This window comes from Pseudomonas sp. MS19, from assembly GCF_013277615.1.
GTDB lineage: Bacteria > Pseudomonadota > Gammaproteobacteria > Pseudomonadales > Pseudomonadaceae > Aquipseudomonas > Aquipseudomonas marincola.
Genome location: NZ_VBTO01000007.1, coordinates 208,004 through 226,113, shown reverse-complemented (window position 1 = coordinate 226,113; position 18,110 = coordinate 208,004). Strand labels below are relative to the sequence as shown.

Below are 18,110 nucleotides of genomic sequence, written 5' to 3'. Positions count from 1 at the left end.
ACAGCCAAGGCTGCGGGACGCCCTCCCACAGCCTTGGCTGGCTTATGGCGGGCCTGAGCTTGTCGCGCTAGGTGCAAAGCAGCACACTATCGCCATGGAATACATTCGCAAAAAGATCGAAAGCCAAGTGCTGGGCCTCAGCGGGATTGCGCTCGGGCAGATCGACTTCGAAAACCCCGAAGGTGATCCCGGCCTGTTTGGGCCCGATTCGATTAGTTGGCAAGTGCATGGCGACTTCACCAGCATGCTGGTGGGCGGTATCAGTGCCCTGCTGATGCAGGCCCTGCACCCGCTGGCACTAGCGGGCGTGTGGGATCACTCGAACTTTCGTCAAGACCTGCTCGGGCGCCTGCGACGCACCGGCCAGTTCATATCCGGCACCACCTTTGGCGCCAAAGCCGACGCCGACTGGCTGATCGGAAAGGTCAAAACCATTCACTTACAAGTCACCGGCACCGCGCCGGACGGGCGCAGCTATGCAGCCAGTGATCCCGCGCTGCTGACTTGGGTGCATGTTGCTGAGGTACATAGTTTCCTGCAGTCGCACTTGCGCTACCGCAACCCGAATTTATCCGGCGCAGATCAGGATCGTTACTACGCTGAAATAGCCGTTATTGCCGAACGCCTGGGCGCAACGAATGTGCCGCGCTCGCGGGCGCAAGTTGCAGAGTATTTACAGGACATGCGCCCGCAACTGCTCTGCGATGAGCGCTCACTTGAGATATTGCAGATTCTGCTCAACGCCCCCGCGCCCAGTCTTTTAGCTGGAGTGGCCGGCAAACTGTTCATGCAAGGCGGTATCGACCTTCTGCCTGTATGGGCGCAGCGTATGCTTGGCCAGCCTGTCAGCCCGCAGCGCAGCCGACTGATCCGCACCAACATCAATCGGCTTGCCCCGCTGCTGCGTTGGGCCGTGCGCAGCGGGGCTATTCACCGGGCGCGCAAGCGTTTGGGTATAGAGCAATAGCCCAGAATTTTAGTCCTACCGGTTACCAACCGAACCTCTGTGCAACCACCGATCTATTCGCGGCCTGACACGCTGCTTTCAATCAGGAGCCAACCATGCAAGAAGTCGTAATTGTTGCCGCTACGCGCACCGCCATTGGGACATTCCAGGGTTCTCTGGCAAACATTCCGGCGCCAGAACTCGGCGCCGCCGTTATTCGCCGCCTGCTTGAGCAAACAAGCCTTGCGCCGGCCGACGTCGACGAAGTCATACTCGGCCAGGTGCTTACCGCAGGCTCAGGCCAGAACCCGGCGCGTCAGGCATCCATACTGGCCGGGCTGCCAAATGCAGTGCCCGCCATGACCCTGAACAAAGTCTGCGGTTCCGGTCTGAAAGCGCTGCATCTGGGCGCTCAGGCCATTCGCTGTGGCGATGCCGAGGTGATCATTGCTGGTGGCATGGAAAACATGAGCCTGGCCCCGTATGTGATGCCGGGCGCTCGCACCGGCTTGCGCATGGGCCACGCCAAGGTTATCGACAGCATGATCACCGACGGCCTGTGGGATGCATTCAATGACTACCACATGGGCATCACCGCAGAGAATCTGGTCGACAAGTACTCGATCAGCCGCGAACAGCAGGACGCCTTTGCGGCAGCCTCACAGCAAAAAGCCGTCGCCGCGATTGAGGCAGGCCGCTTCGATGCCGAGATCACTCCGGTCATGATCCCTCAGCGCAAGGGCGATCCGGTTGCATTCAGCAAGGATGAAGGGCCGCGCGCGGGCGTAACAGCCGAGTCTCTGAGCAAACTCAAACCGGCATTCAAAAAGGACGGCAGCGTAACCGCCGGCAATGCTTCAAGCCTGAATGACGGCGCCGCTGCCGTGTTACTGATGAGTGCCGACAAAGCCAAGGCGCTTGGTTTACCGGTTCTGGCGCGTATTGCCAGCTACGCCAACGCAGGTGTAGACCCGGCAATCATGGGCATCGGCCCGGTGTCTGCAACCCGTCGCTGCCTGGAAAAAGCCAACTGGAAAATCGAAGACCTCGACCTGGTCGAAGCCAACGAGGCATTTGCCGCCCAAGCGCTTTCGGTTAATCAGGAACTGGGCTGGGACACGGCGAAAATCAACGTTAACGGCGGCGCAATCGCCCTCGGCCACCCGATTGGCGCATCAGGCTGCCGCGTGTTAGTGACTCTGCTGCACGAGATGATCAAACGCGATGCCAAGAAAGGGCTGGCAACCTTGTGCATCGGCGGCGGCCAGGGCGTGGCATTAGCGCTGCAGCGCGACTAAACACCAGCGCCAACGCGAAACGCCAGCACCGCCCGCAATTAGTGGGCTCAGTGCTGGCGTTTTTGTTGATAAACTAGCGCTACCTTCCCTTCTGAGTCGTCGCGCATGTCCGCTCTCACACTGGCGCTGCGCGCCGCTCTGGCTAATCGCCAACCCTTGATCGAACAACTGCACCAGCAGCAGACCGATTGCTATCGCCTGTTTCATGGCAGCCAGGAAGGCGCTGGCGGCCTGACTATCGACCGCTACGGCGACCAGCTACTGGTGCAGAGCTTCCACCAAACCCTCAGCCGCGACGAACTCCTGCAACTGGCCGAGCAGTGCTGTGAGCAGCTCGATAAACAGTTTCTGCTGGTCTATAACGACCGCTCGCAGGGTAACTCGCGGATTGATCGTAGCGATCCCATTTACGCAGCCGAACCTGCTGCACTGGAAGATCTGGTCGGTCGCGAATGGGGCCTGAACTACCGGGTTCGAAGCCGTCACCCCGGACAAGATCCTCTACTGTTTCTCGATCTGCGCAATGCACGCGGCTGGATCAAACAGCACAGCGCCGGCAAGTCGGTGCTTAACCTGTTCGCCTACACCTGCGGCGTCGGTCTTGCTGCTGCGGCCGGTGGCGCCCGCGAAGTGGTCAACCTGGATTTCGCCGAAGGAAATCTGGCGGTGGGCAAAGAGAACGGTTTGCTTAACCCGGCCCTGACGCCCATGCAGTTTGTGCAGTCCGATTACTTTCCAGCCATCCGCCAGCTCGCCGGTTTGCCGATTGCCCAGCGCCGTGGTCAAAAGCTGCCAAGCTACATTCGCATGGCCCAGCGCCAATTTGATCTGGTGTTTCTCGACCCTCCCGCCTGGGCCAAAAGCGCGTTCGGCACGGTAGACCTGCTGCGTGATTACCAGAGCCTGCTCAAGCCCGCCATTCTGGCGACTGCCGAAGATGGCGTGCTGGTGTGCTGCAACAACTTGGCCAAGGTGTCGCTCGCGGACTGGCGCGAACAGGTGCTGCGCTGCGCGACCAAACTGGGCCGCCCCGTGCGCGAATGGCAGCAAATTGAGCCGGCCGCGGACTTCCCCTCAAGTGACGGCCAGCCGCCTTTGAAAACCCTGGTGCTGCGCTTCTAGCAAGGCGTCAGGGTCGGTCTGTGCGCTAGAAATCCTGCAGAGAATGCGTCGCCTGCAAGTAGCCGTGCCATACTACAAAGCACTTTTTGGCGGGATAGATGACGCATCGCTATGTACAAAGGACTGAAATACGTCGCGCTAACATTATTCGTGCTGGTTGGCCTCTACACACTGCTGGGCTTTTTGATACTTCCCGGTGTCGGTTTGCGGGTGATCAACCAGCAACTGGCCAACTACGCGCAAGTGCCTGCAAGGCTGGATCGCCTGCAACTCAACCCCTATTCGTTACAGCTCACACTCTGGGGCCTGCATGTGGGCGAGGCGGAAAAAGAGCAAGTTGCGTTTGAGCGCTTGTACGTAGACCTTGAGCTCGACAGCCTGTGGACGGGCGCCGCGCACCTGGCCGGTATCGAGCTGGACAAATCGCATACCGAAGTCACTTTCGACAAACAAGGCACGCTCAACCTGACGCAGTTGTTCAAGCTGCCAGAAAGCCCGCCTCCCGCAGAAGAACCTGCCGCTACAGATCCTTTTCCGGTGCGCATCGACAGCATCAAACTGGCAGCAGGCTCGCTGCACTTTCAAGATCTGCGCCCCAGCGAGCCGATCAACTTTGTCTACGACAAGCTCGATTTCGAACTGAACAATCTCAGCACCCTGCCAGAAGACAACGCCGAGATGACCCTCACGGCGACTGGCCCACATGGCGGCAGGATCGACTGGAAAGGCCAGGCCAGCCTGGTGCCGATCAGCTCCAGCGGCTCACTAAAAGTCACCGACGCGCAAATGCAGGGTTTCTGGCCCTATGTTCGTGATGCCGTGCCCTTGGATTTAGCCCAGGGCGTTCTCAACCTGAACACCGACTACAAGCTTGATCTACAGGACACCACTGAGCTGGTCCTGAGCAACATCAACGTCAAGGTTTCTCCCTTCGCGATTCAGGCGCCTGATGGTCGGCCGCTGGTCAATCTGGCCAACCTTGAGATCAGTGAAACCACGGTAGATCTGGCCAAGCAAACCGTGGTGGTTGGCAAGATTCGCAGCCAAAAGCTCGAAACATGGGCGACGCGAGAAGCCGATGGCGAACTCGACTGGCAGAAGCTGTTTGCCAGCAATCCACCGCCAGCCAAAGCGCCTGCAAGCAAGGCCCCGAGTAAAGCTGAACAGACGCCGCCAGCAGATGCCGCCAAGTCACCTCAGCCTGATGTGGCCAAAGCTGATGCAGAGCCGGCTGCCGAGCAGTCACCTGCAGTGGCTACAAACGAACCCAAGCCTGCTGCGAAGGCTGACGCCACCGTTGAAAAAACCGCCACGCTTGAGGCTGACAACAAGGCGCCAGCTTCGACTCCAGCACCAGCCAAACCAGCGCAGCCAGTAGAGCCCGGCAAGCCTTGGCAGGTCACGCTCAAGGATGTGCAGCTGCGCGAATATCAAGTTCATCTGGCGGATCGCGTGCCCGAAAAGGACGTCGCGATTGAGTTGGGCCCGCTGAATGTCGACATCCAAAACTTCAACAGCTTGGGCACCACGCCATTCGATCTCAGACTCGACACCGGACTGGGCAAAGAGGGCAAACTTCAAGCCCAAGGCCAGGTACAGATCAGTCCGACCACCGCCAAGCTCAAGGTGGCGACGCAGAATATCGACATGCGCGTGGCGCAAGCTTACCTCAGCCCGTTTGTGCGCTTAGAGCTGCGCAGCGGCATGCTCGGCAGCGATCTCGACGTTGCGCTGCCAAGTGTCGACCCGCTGAAACTGAGTATTACCGGCAACGCCAAAATCACTCAGTTGCACACGCTGGACACAATCAAGGAGCGCGATTTTGTCCGGTGGGAGCAGGTTGACCTCAGCGGATTGAACTACCAACACGGCGACAGCCTGAACATCGACAAAGTCACTCTGAGCAAGCCTTACGCCCGCTTTGTGATCAATGAAGACCTGACCACCAATGTCAGCGATCTGGTGATAGAGCAACCTGCCGATCCCAAAGCCAAGGCTGAGCCAGCCGGCAAGCCGCTGGGAATTCGCATTGGCCAAATCGATATCAAGGATGGCTCGGCCAACTTTGCCGACTTCAGCCTGCGGCCCAACTTCGCCACCGCGATCCAGCAACTCAACGGCAAGATCGGCACCATCAACAGCCGTGCGCCAAAACCGGCCTCAATCAACATTGCCGGTAAAGTCGACCGCTACGCGCCGGTTAGCATCAAGGGCAGCCTGAACCCATTTGATCCCCTTGAAAGCCTGGACATTGCGACCTCGTTCAAGCGTGTCGAGCTGACCACACTTACGCCCTACTCCGGCAAGTTTGCCGGCTACCGGATCCGCAAAGGCCGGCTCAATCTCGACCTGCATTACCGAATCAATCGCGGCAAATTGAATGCTGAAAACAGCGTCGTGGTCGAGCAACTGCAACTCGGTGAGTCGGTCGACAGCCCAAGCGCTGTCGACTTGCCAATTCGCCTGGCCGTTGCGTTGCTTAAAGATGCCGATGGCAAGATTGCCCTGAGCTTGCCGGTTCAGGGTGACCTGAATAATCCGCAGTTCAGCGTGATGCCAATCGTCTGGCAAACCCTGCGCAATCTGGTGGTACGCACCGTGCAGGCACCGTTCAAGTTCATCAGCGGCCTGGTCAGCGGCGGCAGTGACCTCGACCTCAGCAACGTGCCCTTTAGCGCCGGCAGCGCTGAGCTTGAAGGTGACGGCCAGGAAATTCTCGACACCCTGGCAAGCGCCCTTGGCGAACGTCCGAATCTGCGCCTGGAAGTCGAAGGCACCAGCGCCAAGAGCATTGACGGCCCGATCCTCGCGCAACAGCGGCTAGAACGTGAGTATCAGGATACCTACTACCGCATACTGCAACGCCGGGGCGACAAAGTGCCGGCTGAAGCCAGCCAGCTGGAAGTCCCGGATGACGACAAAGCGCCGCTGCTCGAAGGTATTTATCGGGCGCGCCTGAAAAAGCAGCCGCCGAAGGAATGGGCTGAACTCGACTCCGATGTACGCGCTGAAAAACTTCGCGATGGCGTGCTGCAAGCCTGGACCGAAAGCGATTTGTTGCAGCGCAAGCTTGCACAGGAACGTGCAGCCAGCGTCAAAGCCTACCTTGTGGATAAAGGTAAGCTAAGTGATGAACGCGTGTATCTGATTGATGTGAGCCTGGCCGAAGCTGAAGGCGATCAAGTCGCAACCCTGCTGCACCTGGACAGCGACTAATCGTGAAAAGCTTATCTGTCGTGACCCTCGGGCTGTTGCTGCTGTGTACTGCTGCCCGGGCGGACACCATGCGCTGCGGCAGCCAGCTGGTTTCGGAGGGTGACCGCGCATTTGAAGTTGAAGAGAAATGCGGCCGGCCGATATACCGCGATCAAATCGGCTATACCCTTGGCCCTTCCGAGCGCCGCGAAATGCTTATCGAAGAATGGGTGTACGGCCCCACCAACGGCGTTCACAGCATCCTGACATTTGAAGGCAATCGGCTGACGCGCATCGAACGGCGTCGAGCTCGCTAATCGCCATACGAACGGCCTATGTGCAAACCAATCAAGTGCTCAAGCCTGCTCATCTCGCTGATATTGCTCAGCGGATATGCGCACGCCGCCAGCATGCGCTGCTCAAGTGCCTTGGTCACAAGTGGTGACCCCACCAGCGAGGTGCTACAGAAGTGCGGTGAACCGATCAGCCGGGATTTTCTCGGCTACATCGAAGTCCGGGACGCCTGGGGCTATAGCCAGGAGCTGGAGGTTGAAGAATGGAGCTATGGCCCCACCAACGGGATGTACCATTATTTGCGCTTCGAGGGCGGACGCCTGAAGCGGGTCAAAAGCGCCCGCAGGCGTTGATGCTCAAACCCCAATTGCGCGCATAAAAAAGCCCGGCAATAAATGCCGGGCTTTCTCTACCAAGTGTCTACAGCTTACCGCTGAAGTCACGCAGCTCTTCCTGAGCCTTCTCCTTGCTCCAGCCATAACGCTCTTGGAGCTTACCTACGAGGTACTCACTGTGACCCTCAGCAACATCTACATCGTCATCTGTCAGGTTGCCCCAACGTTCCTTGATGCGACCATTCAACTGTTTCCACTTGCCTTTAATAACATCGCTGTTCATCTTAAGTCCCTCTAGGTAAGTAATGGCTGAAGCTCGAATAAACGAATTCGTTTAGTCAGCTGTTTTCAGGCCATCAGCAGATACGTCTGTGACACCTTTAATCTCTTTGGTCTTGGCAACGGCCAGATCACGCTCGGAATCGTTGGCAACAACACCTGTCAAAGACACTACGCCTTTGTTGGTTTCGACTTTAATGTCCAGACCACTCAGGGTGTCATCAGCCAGCAGAGTCGACTTGACCTTGCTAGTGATCCAGGTATCGGTAACCACTTCTTCAGCCTGATCCATGCTGGTATTAGCTGCCAGCATTGTTGGCTGTACAGCGCTCTCGCTAGCGGCGAAAGCTGAACCCGCCAGCGACAAGCTCAGGGTGGTTGCAGCAGCGGCGGCAATGACGAACTTATTGATTGGCTGTTTCATAATTCACAACTCCATTTATTTAAGAAGACCTGCAAGCGATACCGCGTTGCAGACACACCATTACTATCGCAATCGCTGTGCCAGCTTTTTAAAAATAAAAAATCGTTATAAAACAACAACTTAAAAAAACACCAATATGAGCATGTCTTGCGATTCGCAAGGTTGATCATTTTTTATCGGGCAACTTGCACGAATGCGCAGTCACTGAGGGCCAGCCACTACAAAACAGGCCGTAGATTCGAACGAATCGACAAACTCGACTGATCAGCGCTTTCTCTGGCGCTGGGTTGTTTACATTCAGCGCCGCCAACAGGTTGCCAGATTCGCCCCATCATCCTGGCCTTTGACGCCTGTGTGGCTCAGAGTGAGCACACCGCAAATATCATCACGCATCATCCCTTCCGGCCTCGCTTGCAGGACATACCCGTTGGCGGTAGGGCTGCCCTTTGCGAAACCGAGCGAATAAATTTTGCTGCCTGCCTTAGGCGCATAACTGAACGGCAGCGTTGGTGGTTGGCTGTTGCTGTCGAGATAACCGCCGTTGGCGGTGTAGAAGCGCTCCATGTGCTGGGCTAGCTCCATCAAGGCAGTGTGCGCTTCGGATCGCTTGGCACGCCGAACATGATCGACATAAGAGGGATAGGCGATAGCGCTGATGATTCCAATAATGGCAACAACGATCATCAGTTCGATCAAGGTAAAGCCACTGCTCGCATGACACTTCGGTGGGCCGGCAGCTTGTCGAGACTGCATCATAGTGGCTTCACTTCGCGCCAAGACTGGCGGGCAGTGTTCAATACAGTGGCAACAGGGATTTTGCTCAAGTTTCCATCTGAGTCCACGTAATACAAAACTAGTTGATCATCCTCGTAAGCAACCTTGACCCCTTTGATCACACCCTCGAGTTCATAAGAGATACCGGACCACGGGATGAGCTCACCATTTGCATCGAACATGTCTTGGTGATCAAAGAGCGCATCATGGTTTGTATCGAAGTAGACCGAGTCCAGTCGTGAGCCGCTGTCACGAACAACAGCCATGACCCAACTATTGCCTCCGAAAGCACAGGGGTCTGCCGAAGGAGTCATCGTGGTGATGATGATCTGCTGACTGCGCACAGTCGCCTCGGCGATTACACGCTCACCCTTGCCACTGCCACCCTCCAGAACCAGATCCATATACCAACCGGGCTCAGTGGTTAGCTCATGGTCGGTGATCGCCCGAACATTCAATCCACCCGCCAGTGTTCGCTCCTCAAAGATTGTTTGCTGCAAAAGACGACTTCGACCCACAATGGCCTTACCTTCATCAATCAGCCCATAAAACGTCTCAACCGCTGGCTCGCTGGGGATTTCGTTGTCGGTTGTGCGGTAGAAACTGCCGGTTCCAAAGAAAACCATGTGCTGATTTTTCTGGTTGAACCCAGAAGTTAAAGGCGCCGTAATGGCTTGGCGTTGGCCATTTTTATCTTTCGCGATGAATAGAGGCCCATCAGCAAGACTGGACGGAATGCCCCATTTCGCAGGATCTTTATCCGCAAGATCAATGCGCCAGAGATTTCCAGCCGTATCCGCCACATAAGCACGATCGGCAACAAGGTCACGGTTGGTGTCAGAGGCTAATGGGGAGCCCAGGTTAGCGCTGGTAGGCAAGTTTATCTCGCGGATCACATGCCCATCCTTAACATCCAATACCCACAGTTTGCCGTCGTTATCGGGCTCGGTATCGTGGTAACCACTGGTGACCAGCACCGCAAATCGCTCATTGGGTAAGGCAACCAGCGTGGGCTGCCCTAAGTTATAACCCATGCGCGGATGGCTGAATTCCCACAGAACGCTGTTGGAGCCCACATTTTCCGGGTCGGTAACATCGAGGGCGAAAATACTGTTGCCGCCGGCGCCACCACTACCAACTACAACGCTAGCCCAACGGGAGCCCAGCCACACATCGCCGACTCTTGGCGTGCCATCGACGAAATAGCGGTGCGTATAATTTGGATCACTTAACGCTGGCAGCTTGCCAAACAGACTGGCAGGTACATAGGCGAAAAGCTCACGGCCACCGAGTGTTTTACCGCCGTCATCATCGCTCGTTGCATCAAAGCCGTGGAGCATTCCGTCGTTTGCACCTACGACGACAAGCGGGGAGCGCTTCAAGTATTTATTGCTTGAGCGAAAGGTTTTGTAGGCTTGGCCGACCGTTCCGCTCGACCATTTAAGGGTGGCGTAGCCAAAGTTTTGATGATGCAGGTATTGAGGATCGGAGTTGACGATGTCGCCTAGGCGACTGCCACGCTGACGGAAAGGACGGCTGCGAATCTTATCGGTTATCTCTTGCGAGCGATCGCCCCGAAGATACTCAAGCCGCAACTTGGCAGTTGCGCTGCTCTCGTCGTCCAGCGTTAGCTGTTGTTGCTGCTCGCGACTCAAAGCGTTCCAAGTGAACTCGACGCCCTGAGAGGCAATATGTCCACCCACATTAGCCGTTCCGGTCGGCGGGAGGACAGTCAGGATATTGCGCTGAGTAATATCCTTGATCGCATCCAACTTTTGCGCAGCGCTCCACAGCGGCTCTTCAGAAGCAGGGCCATCTGCGTCGATACGCTTGGCAAGCAAATCACCGCTCCATGCTTTGCTGTTGAAGCGCGACTGGAAGATAGCACTGTCGGTTGAAATCCGCGTCGAGTTAGTGGCGAGAGAGGTCGTGGTGCTCGTGACTTCGTTGGCTATTTGCGCAAAAGCACGGGTTAACCCCGCGACCATATTGGCAGCATCACTGGCCACATAAAAATTATCGGGCCTCAAATCATTAGTGCTTAGACGCTGATTGTTAGTATGCCACCAAGCCCTGACCAGTGGACGGCTACGCTGGAGCGGGTTACCAAAGTCGTCAGGTACATCGAAGCCTCCGTATTTTGCAGCTAACCAGTACTGGTTATTCTTTCTAGGCTGTAATTTTTTCTTCTCACGCACATCAACCCAATAGGTCGAAATAGTTTGCTTACCCGGTAAATCCGGTCGAATATCAGACGTATTTGCGTAATAGGCCATTCCAGCGATGAAAGCCGAGTTATTATATTCAGTGAATTGCGCACCAGCAGACTTGTTAATACCTTCTAAATCAAAAACTTTTTGCGTATACCGGCGAACATTTAAGCGATCATCACTGTGAGGCAAGTTTTGATCCTCGTGGGTATGCACATCGCCGATTCCTAAAATAAAGTTATTCTGGCATGCGTATTGGATCGGATCGTCCCATTTTGTAATCACCGGAAATTTATCCCTTTGAATATCATTTGATGCCGATGAGTAGGCCGCTACATTCCCCTGCTTCTTGAAATAGCGTAACGCTGTATAATAAAGCTCACTAACGGGATCATACAGCTTGTGTTGATTAGTGAGCTCCCCGAACTTATTAATATAATTAATAACACCACTATTACCAATTTTATTATTCAGCGGATTTTTATAGATCACGCCACTCACCGAGTCCCACTCAACTCCTGAGTTATTAACGAGTCCTGGCGAGTCTGGCTCGCGCATGAGAGGACCTACATAGGTTTGCTGGGAGCGAAGAACACCTCCATTCTTATTATCATTATCATTATCAATATTCAGATAGCTAAAAGCGCTAAAACGAATATCAGCTGCATACCGTTGGATTAATCCTTCCGGCTTCCAATGATTACCGTAGCGCACGCAATTATCTTCCAACAGCGAGGGATTCTTACACACCTCAACCCGTACAGAATAATAGTGCTTATTTTTACCAACGCCGATCGCAAGAGCCTTGTTGAGCTGATATTTTTTAGCGCGTGCGCTCGCATTCGGGTTAGAAGAAACAACTGAACTGCGTAACGAGTTAGACTGATAAGGAGAGATTCGGCTGATAACATTTCTTCCCGTCACGGTACGATCGTAAAATCGAGTATCCTTCCCATCACTTCCATCGCGATCATCACGAGTTGCTTTCTCCAGAATAGTTTGTGACGCTGTATCCACAGAGCGATAGCCACCCGTCAGAGCCTTTCTAAAGGGGTCAATGGTCTGTGTGGTCGCCCAGTTGAGGTAATTACCACTCCATTTCCCTGCACATGAGCGTCCATGACTCACTGGCGTAAAGTATCCCCCCCCTTCCGCCCCTGTTATTAACCCAAAATAAACATGTCTAACGCTTTGCCGGTTATATTCATAACACTTGTCGCTATCAAAATAACCTACATAATCACTCCCTTCGACGAATTTATTGGCTATGTTGGCAACATTGATAACTGTTGGAAACTCAACCGAAGGAACTAAGGCAAGATTGCCAGGCACTGTATTGCTGCCAAGAATAAGGGGCGTCTGAGCGACCTGAGCAAAAGCCGGACTTATAAATACAGAATAACAGCATAACCTCCAAACCGAACGGCGACCACACGATATAGCAGCAACGATAAGCCCGCCCCCATTACGCCAGCGTCGTATCCGTTCGACTTCACTCTCCATCTTTAAACTCAACTATAAAATTAGATACTAATTTAGCCTGAGATACAGGCGTGTTATCAGCCGCTATACTTTTCCCAAAACCGGTTGACTCAATCCGCGTTAGGGCGCCGTCCGCAACCTTCGGCTCGCCGGCTTTAGTGGTAAAGTCGACAACATCAACTAAAATGACTTTATACTCCGGAGGCTGGACAACGCCCGGAAAGTTTTCATAAGTTCCGGTAATCGGCTCGTCCCTGAGATCGTTTATATCAGCAGTTAGAAACTGATTAATCGCTGTGCGCTCGCCCTCACGCAAAGCAGCTTCAGAGGCTTGAAAAGCCAAGTTTTCATCACGCGCACTGCCGGCCATGGTTTCTTGCAGGGATGTCCCCTGCATACTCGACACTGCAATTATAGTCAGTATCAATAACATAATAAGCGCAACAATGAGGACCGCCCCACGCTGGGGGTTAATAAACTCAACCTGCTGCAGTGTTTTCATGGCAGGCGATTCCTGATACTCACTGTGTTAGAAAAAACCTCAGCCAATTGTCGCTTGGGTATTTCCAATTCCAAACCATTAAACCTTACTGTTTGATTCTCTGTGACGACATTTAATTGCGGACTGACAACTAGAAGTTCGACATGTACAGATACCACACGCTGCCAATCTGGCACTTGATCAGCTGAAACATAGCGAGTCACTTGTTTATCCTCTCCCGATAAACCGTAACTTAATTGCATATCCTGAACATTTTCGATCAACTCTTCAGTTGTCCACTTCAATTCACCCAGTGCTTTTTGAGGGTTCAATCGCTGCCTGAATAGTGAAGAGTTACCACTCAGATTTTCACGTATGTAATACGTGGCATGGTGCACGCCGAGAACGTCTATCTCCTCGGAGTAAGCGCGACTCCAAGGTTTCGAGGCATCATGCTTTGATATTGTTTTGTCGCTTGCTGTTGCTGCATTCAAGAACAGATCACAACCCAGGCCATCTGTAATCAGTGCAACGGCGCCATAATCGATTGCAGAAGGCTCAAGCAAGCGCACAGAATCACTCGCCGCTGTGTTGCTTAAGGCAGCCTCAAGACTGCTTGAGCCCGCAGCATACTTGACCAGAAGAACGTCAGTTCCCTTGATAGGCGTGCCATTGAGGTGGGCAGGTTTACGCTCAACATCATCCCAGCCCTTTAGTGGCTGATCCAATTCCAGGCTGGTGGTTTGACTCGCGGTCAGGTGGTTAGACTCAGGCGTAAAACACAATCCCGTGAAACCCAGCCCCCTGATGGCCACAGTAAGAAAACCGATTGAAAATCGACCGCTCTCCTGAATCCGGGACAATGAACTGTTAGTCGAATACGTCTGCTTGGTGCTTAGAAATACTTGCATCACACCCAGCATAAGAATCAGGGCGATGACCATGCTTACCATCAGCTCGACGAGCGAAAGCCCATACTGTCGGGAGATCAGTGAATGGCTCATATTTCAGTTCGATAAACGAATGTTTCGGTGTATGGCTGGGTGTCAGATCGGGCCTTAACCCGCCCACGGTTGTCGTTCCAACGAATTGATATGCTGAGTAATCGCTCTTCGCGACTTATCGCTGCAGTTCCATCAGGTAAGGTCTGCGCCAAGGCATTAAGCCATTCACTGAGATCCTTATTCGCCTGGTTGCCTGAGACCTCATGCGCTGTTGATGAAGCCGGAAAATTGAGGAAGTAAACATCGGTGTTCGCTTGCACCTGATTTGCGCGCATGCGGTCGGCCATGTCGTAAGCAAGCAAGGTGGCTTGAGAGCGGTAATACGCGCTCTTATTGGCTTGAATGCTGACCATTTGCAGCCCGGCCAAGCCGATTAGCCCAACCGACAACACCAGCAGCGTGATCAGTACCTCGATCAAACTCACACCCTGCTGCGTGTTGTTCATCGCCAGATGAGGCCTTTCAACGATTATGCACCCATTACTGTCGTGCCTCCCGGGCGGCGGTTGCCTTGCCCACGTTGAAGCAAGGCTGGGATTGCTCAGCTGCATAGCGTCTGCTGTATTTACAGTGCAGCTGCTCAGGCTCTCTCCATTACCACCCGTTACGCGACCGCCGCAGCGCATCTCGATGCGTTCAGATGATCCATACGCGCCAATTATTGAACAAGCGAAGGACTGCTTGTTACTCAGGCCAAGAGTATCAAGCACGAGTGAATTGGCTTTTGCCGCCGAAAAAAGCATAGTGCCGGAAAACCCTGTAAAGGTGTGTTCAAGCGCAAAGATACGCAGTCCTTGTATTAACAATTTATCTTCCCTGACTCATTCAAAGTCTTGTATTAAGAGCCGGCAATCTATTCATAACGACTTTATCCTTTGTCGTTATCAACACGGGTTTGCTGCAGCGGCGCTTTCGACCCTGAGCCTGCCCGCGGTATTAATTACGGCACGGCTAGCCTCTTTACTTCCATCACACAAGGTGAAGGTTCCATTCATGCTGTGTGTCATGCCGTTAGGTTTGAAACTTAAATACGCTTTGCCTCTGAAGTTGCTCCAATTCCAGTGATAGGGTTTTGAGATGCTGAACATGCGCAACAATTCATCCCCTTCATCCATCTCACCGTCATTATTGGAATCAGCAAACACCATAACGTTGGACGTCCAATTTGACTCATCTGTGCACGTCACAACCCCAGAACAGACAGTTACTGTGCCATTACGGGTGATCGCACTGGCGCGAGCAAATCGAATCCCGCTTAATAATTCATTCATGTGACTGTTATTTCGTTCGCGCTGTACCCAGCTACTCATACTGGGCGCCGCTATACTTACCAAAATCGCAAGCACTGCAATTGTTGTCAGCAACTCGATCAAACTGAATGCTGCCTGCACTTGGCTCTTCACGTGTCTACCTTTTAATTTCGGATTCCAGTAATTCCTTACGCATGAGACTCAAACCTGACCAAATAGAGTGCCAAAGTGCAATGCAGCACACATCTATTGCTATTTATTCAAAGCTAACTGTTTGATAACACTGAGAGCCGCCTGACCGCACAGACCGAAAGATCAGGCACTGGTGATATTTGAAAACAGAACTCGGCCGAGCCCGACCTGCGGCGCAAGCGTTATAGCCTAGATCAGGGTTATTCCCTATCGCCTTCGCTGCAGTCATCGAGCTGTACCAGGCAGGGCAAAGTCGGCATCTGCGTGCGCCGGGCGCGCACTAATTCACCCTCACAACACACAAGCCTTGGCGCTGGGTATCTGATCTACCAGTTAAAACGCCAGGACCACTTTTCGAAAGCCAAAAAAAAATCCGATGCCTGTTAGGGCATCGGATTTCCAGTGCTGGTGACTACAGCTATTTACCTGAGGTGTTCAAATGCCTCAGTGCAGGCTGTTTTCAATCAAGCACCCATACAGCAATCTGCGATTAAACGCCGGACGCTTTAGCAGCAGCAACGTCTTTGATCGACAGCTTGATACGACCGCGGTTGTCCACGTCCAGTACCAGTACTTCAACTTCCTGACCTTCTTTGAGAATGTCGGTCACTTTCTCAACGCGAGCATCGCTCAGCATAGAGATGTGCACCAGACCGTCTTTGCCCGGCAGGATGTTTACGAAGGCACCGAAGTCAACGATACGCTCAACTTTACCGACGTAGATCTTGCCGATTTCAGCTTCTGCAGTGATGCCCAGAACGCGCTGCTTAGCGGCTTCTGCTGCATCTTTGGTTTCGCCGAAGATCTTGATGCTACCGTCGTCTTCGATGTCGATCGAAGCTTTGGTTTCTTCACAGATTGCACGGATTGTCGCGCCGCCTTTACCGATCACATCACGGATCTTGTCCTGATCGATCTTCATCGCGATCATGGTTGGGGCGTTAGCCGACAACTCTGTACGCGACTCGGCGATAACCTGGTTCATCTGGCCGAGAATGTTCAGGCGCGCTTCAAGGGCCTGGCCCAACGCGATTTCCATGATTTCTTCGGTGATGCCCTGGATCTTGATGTCCATCTGCAGCGCGGTAACACCTTTAGCAGTACCCGCTACTTTGAAGTCCATGTCGCCGAGGTGATCTTCATCACCCAGGATGTCGGTCAGAACAGCGAACTTCTCGCCTTCCTTAACCAGACCCATAGCGATACCGGCAACCGGCGCCTTCATCGGCACACCAGCGTCCATCAGAGCCAGCGATGCACCGCAAACCGAGGCCATCGAGCTTGAGCCGTTGGATTCAGTGATTTCCGATACCACACGAATGGTGTACGGGAACTCATCAGCCGCTGGCAGCATGGCCGCGATAGAACGACGCGCCAAACGACCGTGACCGATTTCGCGACGACCAGTAGCGCCCATACGACCACACTCACCTACCGAGTACGGAGGGAAGTTGTAGTGCAGCATGAACGGGTCTTTACGCTCGCCTTCAAGAGTGTCGAGCAGCTGTGCGTCACGGGCAGTACCCAGCGTGGCAACAACCAACGCCTGAGTTTCACCACGGGTGAACAGCGCAGAACCGTGAGTCTTGTCGAGAACACCCACTTCGATATTCAGGCCACGGACAGTACGGGTGTCACGGCCGTCGATACGCGGCTGGCCGTTAACGATGTTCTCGCGCACGGTGCGGTATTCGATTTCGCCGAAGACTTCTTTAACTTCGCCGGCAGTCGGCTGGCCTTCTTCACCCGAGAACTTGGCAACGACTTCGTTGCGCAGCTCGCCCAAGCGCGCATATCGCTCGTGCTTAACGGTGATGGTGTAAGCCTGTGAGATTGCAGCGCCAAACTCGCTACGGATAGCGTTCAGCAGCTCAACGTTCTCAGCCTTTGGCTGCCAGTCCCAAGTCGGCTTGGCGGCTTCGGCAGCCAGCTCGGCAACAGCGTCGATCACAGCCTGGAATTCGTCGTGGGCGAACAGTACTGCGCCCAGCATCTGGTCTTCGGTCAGCTCTTTAGCTTCCGATTCAACCATCAGCACGGCGTCTTTAGTACCGGCTACAACCATGTCCAGGCTGGAAGCCTGAAGCTGCTCGTAGGTAGGGTTCAGCAGGTAGCCTGTTTCTGGGTGGAACGCTACGCGAGCGGCGCCGATTGGGCCATTGAACGGAATACCCGAAATAGCCAGAGCAGCCGAAGTACCGATCATCGCAGCGATGTCCGGATCTGTCTTCTTGCTGGTTGAGATCACGGTGCAGATAACCTGCACTTCGTTCTGGAAGCCTTCTGGGAACAGCGGACGGATCGGACGGTCGATCAGACGCGAAGTCAGGGTTTCTTTCTCGGAAGGACGTGCTTCACGCTTGAAGAAACCGCCTGGGATTTTACCGGCTGCGTAGGTTTTTTCCTGATAGTGAACTGACAGCGGGAAAAAGCCTTTGCTTGGGTCAGCAGTTTTGGCGCCAGTTACAGCAACCAGAACGGCAACGTCGTCATCGACGGTAACCAGCACAGAGCCAGACGCTTGACGAGCGATACGGCCCGTCTCGAGAGTTACGGTCGACTGACCGAATTGAAACTTCTTAATTACCGGGTTCACGGTGTTTTCCTTTTCTATATTGCCCTTGGGGAAACCTTTTGGAACGCTCTGCAAAACGCCTGCGCTTGGCATTTCGGCGTGATGAGGCGGTTCCATGTAGCGACTGTTGAATGCAGATTCGACTGCAGCAACAGCGTCAAACTTTTCGTGGGCAGCTGCGGGATTCGGCCCGGCACTGTCCAAAACACGGGTAGCTTAAACGCAAAAAGCTGGAAGTGGGATAAACCC

Annotated in this window: 15 protein-coding genes; 6 read left to right on the top strand and 9 right to left on the bottom strand. The window is 54.0% G+C overall.

Going from position 1 to position 18,110, the window contains the following annotated elements:
- Positions 1–94 precede the first annotated feature (94 nt).
- The 6 genes from FEZ62_RS06975 (at position 95) to FEZ62_RS06950 (ending at position 7,208) form a co-directional block, all read left to right on the top strand.
- Positions 95–967 carry an oxygenase MpaB family protein gene (locus tag FEZ62_RS06975; protein ID WP_172927235.1) on the top strand — a complete coding sequence of 291 codons (873 nt, stop codon included), beginning with the start codon at positions 95–97 and terminating at the stop codon, positions 965–967.
- 95 nt (positions 968–1,062) lie between these two features.
- Positions 1,063–2,244: an acetyl-CoA C-acetyltransferase gene (locus FEZ62_RS06970; protein ID WP_172927234.1), complete on the top strand. Its 1,182-nt coding sequence runs from the start codon at positions 1,063–1,065 to the stop codon at positions 2,242–2,244.
- A gap of 105 nt (positions 2,245–2,349) precedes the next feature.
- Positions 2,350–3,366, top strand: a complete 1,017-nt coding sequence (locus tag FEZ62_RS06965) for a class I SAM-dependent methyltransferase (protein ID WP_172927233.1) — start codon at positions 2,350–2,352, stop codon at positions 3,364–3,366.
- A 111-nt stretch (positions 3,367–3,477) separates the two neighbouring features.
- Positions 3,478–6,582, top strand: a complete 3,105-nt coding sequence (locus FEZ62_RS06960) for a DUF748 domain-containing protein (RefSeq protein ID WP_172927232.1) — start codon at positions 3,478–3,480, stop codon at positions 6,580–6,582.
- A 68-nt stretch (positions 6,583–6,650) separates the two neighbouring features.
- Positions 6,651–6,878 carry a DUF2845 domain-containing protein gene (locus FEZ62_RS06955; protein ID WP_172927275.1) on the top strand — a complete coding sequence of 76 codons (228 nt, stop codon included), beginning with the start codon at positions 6,651–6,653 and terminating at the stop codon, positions 6,876–6,878.
- An 18-nt stretch (positions 6,879–6,896) separates the two neighbouring features.
- On the top strand, positions 6,897–7,208 hold the full coding sequence (locus FEZ62_RS06950; RefSeq protein WP_069897966.1) for a DUF2845 domain-containing protein: 312 nt from the start codon (positions 6,897–6,899) through the stop codon (positions 7,206–7,208).
- 67 nt (positions 7,209–7,275) lie between these two features.
- On the opposite strand, the gene FEZ62_RS06945 is transcribed toward FEZ62_RS06950, so the two are convergent.
- From FEZ62_RS06945 to pnp, 9 genes are all read right to left on the bottom strand, one after another.
- Positions 7,276–7,473 carry a CsbD family protein gene (locus FEZ62_RS06945; protein WP_069897967.1) on the bottom strand — a complete coding sequence of 66 codons (198 nt, stop codon included), beginning with the start codon at positions 7,471–7,473 and terminating at the stop codon, positions 7,276–7,278.
- A 51-nt stretch (positions 7,474–7,524) separates the two neighbouring features.
- A complete protein-coding gene (locus tag FEZ62_RS06940) occupies positions 7,525–7,893 on the bottom strand; it encodes a BON domain-containing protein (RefSeq protein ID WP_069897968.1) in 369 nt (122 codons plus the stop codon).
- A 297-nt stretch (positions 7,894–8,190) separates the two neighbouring features.
- The gene (locus tag FEZ62_RS06935) at positions 8,191–8,646 is read right to left on the bottom strand and encodes a type IV pilin protein (RefSeq protein ID WP_172927274.1); all 456 of its coding nucleotides are present in this window, start codon (positions 8,644–8,646) and stop codon (positions 8,191–8,193) included.
- On the bottom strand, positions 8,646–12,209 hold the full coding sequence (locus tag FEZ62_RS20920; RefSeq protein ID WP_345940433.1) for a PilC/PilY family type IV pilus protein: 3,564 nt from the start codon (positions 12,207–12,209) through the stop codon (positions 8,646–8,648). Before FEZ62_RS20920 ends, FEZ62_RS06935 begins: the two co-directional genes overlap by 1 nt.
- 160 nt (positions 12,210–12,369) lie before the next feature.
- Complete coding sequence (locus tag FEZ62_RS06925) at positions 12,370–12,861, bottom strand: PilX N-terminal domain-containing pilus assembly protein (RefSeq protein WP_172927231.1); 492 nt, start codon at positions 12,859–12,861, stop codon at positions 12,370–12,372.
- Entirely contained in the window at positions 12,858–13,844 is a 987-nt protein-coding gene (locus FEZ62_RS06920; protein ID WP_172927230.1) for a PilW family protein, read from the bottom strand. The genes FEZ62_RS06925 and FEZ62_RS06920 overlap by 4 nt, the downstream gene beginning before the upstream one ends.
- Positions 13,841–14,650 carry a type IV pilus modification protein PilV gene (gene pilV, locus FEZ62_RS20725; protein ID WP_242454908.1) on the bottom strand — a complete coding sequence of 270 codons (810 nt, stop codon included), beginning with the start codon at positions 14,648–14,650 and terminating at the stop codon, positions 13,841–13,843. Before pilV ends, FEZ62_RS06920 begins: the two co-directional genes overlap by 4 nt.
- Positions 14,651–14,728: 78 nt before the next feature.
- Positions 14,729–15,247, bottom strand: a complete 519-nt coding sequence (locus tag FEZ62_RS06910) for a GspH/FimT family pseudopilin (protein WP_172927229.1) — start codon at positions 15,245–15,247, stop codon at positions 14,729–14,731.
- Between the two features lie 529 nt (positions 15,248–15,776).
- Positions 15,777–17,882 (bottom strand): polyribonucleotide nucleotidyltransferase, encoded by a 2,106-nt coding sequence (gene pnp, locus FEZ62_RS06905; protein ID WP_069898540.1) that lies wholly within the window; start codon positions 17,880–17,882, stop codon positions 15,777–15,779.
- Between the last annotated feature and the right edge of the window lie 228 nt (positions 17,883–18,110).